This window comes from uncultured Chryseobacterium sp. (assembly GCF_913776365.1).
In the GTDB taxonomy this organism is placed as follows: Bacteria; Bacteroidota; Bacteroidia; order Flavobacteriales; family Weeksellaceae; genus Chryseobacterium.
Map to the genome: position 1 here is coordinate 1 of NZ_CAJYMO010000073.1, position 5,400 is coordinate 5,400.

A 5,400-nucleotide genomic window follows, 5' to 3' on the forward strand; every position below is an offset into this window, starting at 1 on the left:
TTATGGAAAACAAACTATTTAATTCATGTCTGAACAGGAAAATATCAATCGATACAGATGGGAATATAAAGAATTGCCCATCAATGAAAAAATCTTTTGGTAATATCCTGGATGAATCTTTAATTAAAGTTTCTGAAAATATTGATTTTCAGAAAAAATGGTCTATCAATAAAGATCTGGTTGAAGTATGCAAAGACTGTGAATACCGTTACGTCTGCAGTGACTGTAGAGCTTACACAAAAAATCCAAGCAATGAATATTCAAAACCTTTAAAATGTTTTTATGATCCTTATACCGGAGTTTGGGAAGATATGTTTTCTGTAAATCCCACTAATATTTAACAATAAATACAGTCTCATTAAATAATAAAAATATGAAAAATTTAAAAAAAGTATCAAGATCGCAGATGAAAAGCATCTCAGGAGGCGGAATTATCAGAAACTGCTCCAACAAATGCTGCCCGGATGACGGAAGACCAAGATGTCCGGGACTGATCTGTCCTGCCGTAGTATGCCCTCAGGCATTATAGCCGCTGCAAAAAAAAGTAAATAAAAGGCTGTCCGTATTTTTCGGACAGCCTTTTGATTTTTATGGTACAGAAAGGGTTTGATAACCTGCCGTATTATTTTAAATAAGTTTCATACAAATCTTTCCGCCGGTCTTTCATGACCTGAACCGAACCGTGATGATGAAGGTCTTTCAGCAGGTTTAAATCTACATCAACAATCAGGGTCATTTCCGTATTCGGGGTGGCTTCGCCTTTTACCGCATTCGACGGAAAGGCAAAATCAGACGGTGTGAATACGGCCGCCTGCCCGAACTGGATGTCCATATTGTTAACACCCGGAAGGTTTCCGACGCAGCCGGCTATGGCTACGTAACATTCATTTTCGATCGCCCTCGCGGCCGCACAGTGGCGCACCCGCGTATAAGCGTTCTGGGTGTCGGTAAGATAAGGCACGAACAGGATTTTCATTCCCTGGTCGGCAAGGATTCTCGGCAGTTCCGGAAACTCTACATCATAGCAGATGACCAGGCCGATTTTTCCGCAGTCGGTATCGAAGACCCGGATTTCATTTCCGCCTTTCATGCCGTAATATTTCCTTTCATTCGGGGTAATGTGGATCTTCCGGTACTCGTCTACCCGTCCGTCCCGGTGAAGAAGATAACTGACGTTGTACAGATCGTTATTTTCAAAAACGGGCATGCTTCCGGAAATAATGTTGACATTGTATCCAACCGCCAGGTCTGAGATTTTCATCCGGATTTCTTCCGTAAGCTTGGCCAGTTCGATCATACTGTCTCTTTCCGAAAGCTTGTTGAACGGTGCCAGCAGCGGCGTATTGAACAGTTCCGGGAAAAGAACGAAATCCGCTTTATAATCGCCCATTACGTTCACGAAGAACTCTACCTGCTCGTAAAAGGCATCGATGTCTTTAAAGTGCCTCATCTGCCACTGCACCAGTCCCAGCCGGATGATGCTGTCCTGCATTGTTGTGGTTTTCTTGCTGTAATAGATGTTGTTCCACTGCAGCAATACGGCATTTTCCCCTGAAGATTCATCTTCGGGAAGATAGCCTTTCAGCACCCGGATCGGCAGGAAATTATTGGAAAGCTGGAACGACAGCACCGGATCGTAAATTTCCTTATCCCGGACTTTCCGGATGTATTCCCGCGGTGAAAGATCGGTATGTTTATGATAATTCGGAATCCTGCCGCCTAAAATAATCGACCGCAGGTTCAGCAGTTCGCAGAGCTCTTTGCGGGCATCATACAGCCTCCTTCCCAAACGGAGCTCCCGGAATTCAGGATCCACAAAGACTTCAATCCCGTAGAGTGTGTTTCCTGTTGAAATATGGGTGTTGAAAGTATAATTTCCCGTAATGTCGCTGTAGGTATGGTCGTCACCGAATTCATCGTAGTTGACGATGATGGATAATGCCACGGCGGCCAGTTTCCCGTCTACCGTAATGCAGATCTGCCCTTTGGGGAAAATAGTGGTCAGCTTTTCAATGCTTCTCCTGGACCAGACGTATTCCGACATCTGCGGGTAAGCCCTCTTCATCGTCTCCACCAGTTCGGGGTAATCCTCAACGGTGAGCGCTCTTGTTTCTATTTGCATCTGATGTAATTTTGTCTAAATTTAGGGAAATCTATGATAATTCAAGGAATCGGAAATAAAGTTTTATTCAGGATTTATTATTTGCCCACCGATCTTTCCTCTGCTATTAGCTCCTATCTTTTTATGTCACCCTTTCAGGGCTTTGTATCATATGACGTTATGATCACCGGGCTGCACCCGGTGCTGGTTTATGCCGCCCTTTCAGGGCTTACATTTCTGTTATCGGATGTTGTTGCGTTGTAATATCTTTCATCTTTTCAAGGATCAGTAAACTGATCTGATGAAGCGTACGTATAATCAATATGCTTTATTAGTAATAATGCCGCTTTTTCTCTGTTCCTTAACATATTAATGCCGATCAGATTTTGCATTTAAGAAGTAACGTTCTTGAGCATCAGTGAAAATTAATGGTGTTGAATTAAACCTTACGGGTTTTTGGAAACCCGCAAGGTTAGTTTAGATTGCATTAAATAAAAAAGCCTTCCTTACGGAAGGCCAAAAAACACAAATGATGAAAAAAAATTATTTCGGATGACAAAGTTATTCCGAAGAAATGTATTCTGTTATGAGTGTAATCAATCTTTTAAGATTATTCCCACTCGATGGTTGCAGGCGGTTTGCTTGAGATGTCATAAGCTACTCTGTTGATTCCTATGACCTCATTGATGATCCTTCCGGAAACGGTATCCAGGAATTCGTAAGGAAGCCTGCTCCATGTCGCCGTCATGAAATCGATGGTGTTGGCAGAACGGACTACTGCTGTATATTCGTAGGTTCTTTCGTCTCCCATTACGCCAACGGATTTTACCGGAAGCAATACCACGAATGCCTGGGAAACTTTTTCATACAGATCATTCTTGTAAAGCTCTTCGATGAAAATATCATCGGCTTCCTGTAAGATCCGTACTTTTTCAGCGTCAACAGCTCCCAGGATCCTGATTCCCAATCCCGGACCCGGGAAAGGGTGACGGTGCACCAGATGATGAGGAATTCCCAATTCTTCCCCTACTTTTCTTACTTCATCCTTGAAGAGTTCCCTTAAAGGTTCCAGCAATTCAAACTCCATCTCTTCCGGAAGCCCGCCTACGTTGTGGTGGGATTTGATCACGGCAGACGGTCCGTTTACGGACTGGCTTTCGATCACGTCCGGATAAATAGTTCCCTGTGCCAGGAATTTTGCGCCTTCGATTTTATGGGACTCTTCATCGAATACGTGAATGAATTCGTTTCCGATGATTTTTCTTTTGGCTTCAGGGTCATCAACGCCGGCCAGTTTGGATAAAAACCGTTCTTTGGCATCCACCAATTTAATGTTCATGTGGAAATGTTCCCCATAATTATCCATTACTTTTTTATCCTCATCTTTTCTCAGCAATCCGGTATCTACAAAGATACACGTCAGCTGATCGCCGATTGCTTTATGGATCAATACTGCTGCTACCGAAGAGTCTACTCCACCGGAAAGGCCTAGGATCACTTTCTGATCGCCTACTCTTTCCCGGATTTCTTCTACGGTTTTTTCGATATAGTTGGTCAGTTTCCAGTTTTTCTCTGCATCACAGATTCCGAAAACGAAATTCTCCAGCATTTTGCCGCCTTCTTCGGTGTGGGAAACTTCCGGGTGGAACTGTACGCAGTAGATTTTCTTTTCTTCATTGGAAATGGAAGCAATTACGCCTGATTTCGCATTTAAATCGAATCCTGCCGGCAGCTGTCCCACTTCATCGAAATGGCTCATCCAAACCACGGAGTTATCGGTCACCCCTTTTAATAAAGAAGATTCTTTTACGATTTCCAGGTGGGCTTTCCCGTATTCGCCTTTTACGCCTTTATGGACTTTCCCGCCCAAAAGGTGTGCGGTAAGCTGCATTCCGTAGCAAATCCCCAACACCGGGATTCCCTGTTCGTACAGTTCTTTCTGCACCAGATGGGCATTTTCCGCATTTACGGAGCTGGGACCTCCGGAAAGGATGATTCCTTTCGGTTGTTTTTCCATTAGGGTTTCTAATGGTGTATTGAATGGCAGGATTTCGGAATAAACGCCCATCTCACGGATTCTGCGTCCGATAAGCTGGTTGTACTGTGATCCGAAATCCAATATGATAATACCGTTGTTCATTTTATAACTGATGAATGATGATTGATAATTGATGTTTTGACCGGGCTAAAGCCCGATCCTATTGATAAATTTTATAAAAAAGACTGCAATTTCTACAAAAGACTGCTGCCCTAGCCCTGATAGGAGCGGTTACCCCACAGCGGGCCTGCAAGGCCGGAACGCGAGGAGTATGAGCGGATAGCAGGTTCCCGGCTCCTTAAAAAAAAGCCCCGAAAAATCAGGGCATTTATTTTAAAACTTTCCGATGTCTTCTCTGTAGAAGCCGTAATCGAAATGTACGTGACCTGCGTCCTCGTATACTTTCTTGCGGGCATCTTCATAGGTTGCTCCGGTGGCCACGATGTTCAGTACCCTTCCGCCGTTGGAAACCACTTTGTCCCCTTTACGGATGGCTCCTGCATATAACAGGGTGCTGTACTTCAGCCGGTCTTCGCCTACGATTTCGAAACCTGTTTCGATGTTTCTTGGATAGCCTCCTGAACACATCACCAGACAAACGGCTTTTTCGTCCCTGAATGTAAGCTCGATGTCTTTTCCTTCCATGCAATCCTGGATGACATCCAGCAGATTATTTTCCATCAGCGCCATCAATACCTGCGTTTCAGGATCTCCGAATCTCATGTTGTATTCAAGAAGGTAAGTTCCTTTTTTGGTGACCATCAGTCCGAAGAAGATGATTCCTTTGAAGTTGAACCCTTCCGCTTTGAGTCCGTTAACGGTGGTTTCCAGGATATTTTTCTCGAAATCTGCATAGTGTTCCGGGGTAAATTCCGGGCTTGGCGCCACACATCCCATTCCTCCGGTATTGTGACCGGTATCTCCGTTTCCTGCTTTTTTATAATCTTTAGCAGCGATACAAGGGAAAAGTTTGTTCCCGTTGGAAAAAGCAATGATGGAAGCCTCAAAACCGTCAAGGAATTCCTCGATCACCAGTCTGATCCCGGCATCGCCGAAGATTCTTTTGATCATGAAATCGTGGATGGTCGCTTCTGCTTCTTCGCGGTTGTCACAGATCACCACTCCTTTTCCTCCGGCCAGTCCGCTGGCTTTTACCACCAAAGGATATTCATGGTCCTGAACATAAGAAATGGCATCGTTATATGAATCAAATACTTTTGCGGTTGCGGTTTTGATACCATAGGTCTGCATGAATTTCTTG

The 5,400-nt window shown here is 44.1% G+C and carries 5 protein-coding genes; 2 read left to right on the top strand and 3 right to left on the bottom strand.

The window, feature by feature from the left end; all coding sequences use genetic code 11:
* Both gwsS and QZ735_RS03725 read left to right on the top strand, forming a co-directional pair.
* On the top strand, positions 1-341 hold a 341-nt coding region (gwsS, locus tag QZ735_RS03720; RefSeq protein WP_294244364.1), incomplete at its 5' end, for a grasp-with-spasm system SPASM domain peptide maturase.
* Positions 342-373: 32 nt separating this feature from the next.
* Positions 374-529 carry a hypothetical protein gene (locus QZ735_RS03725; protein ID WP_294244367.1) on the top strand — a complete coding sequence of 52 codons (156 nt, stop codon included), beginning with the start codon at positions 374-376 and terminating at the stop codon, positions 527-529.
* Between the two features lie 93 nt (positions 530-622).
* Here QZ735_RS03725 and QZ735_RS03730 read toward each other — a convergent pair whose 3' ends face one another.
* The 3 genes from QZ735_RS03730 to purD all read right to left on the bottom strand — a co-directional run.
* On the bottom strand, positions 623-2,122 hold the full coding sequence (locus tag QZ735_RS03730; protein WP_294244368.1) for a carbon-nitrogen hydrolase family protein: 1,500 nt from the start codon (positions 2,120-2,122) through the stop codon (positions 623-625).
* Between the two features lie 589 nt (positions 2,123-2,711).
* Entirely contained in the window at positions 2,712-4,241 is a 1,530-nt protein-coding gene (gene guaA, locus QZ735_RS03735; RefSeq protein ID WP_294244370.1) for a glutamine-hydrolyzing GMP synthase, read from the bottom strand.
* Positions 4,242-4,472: 231 nt separating this feature from the next.
* A partial coding sequence (purD, locus tag QZ735_RS03740; RefSeq protein ID WP_294244372.1) for a phosphoribosylamine--glycine ligase occupies positions 4,473-5,400 on the bottom strand: 928 nt, incomplete at its 5' end.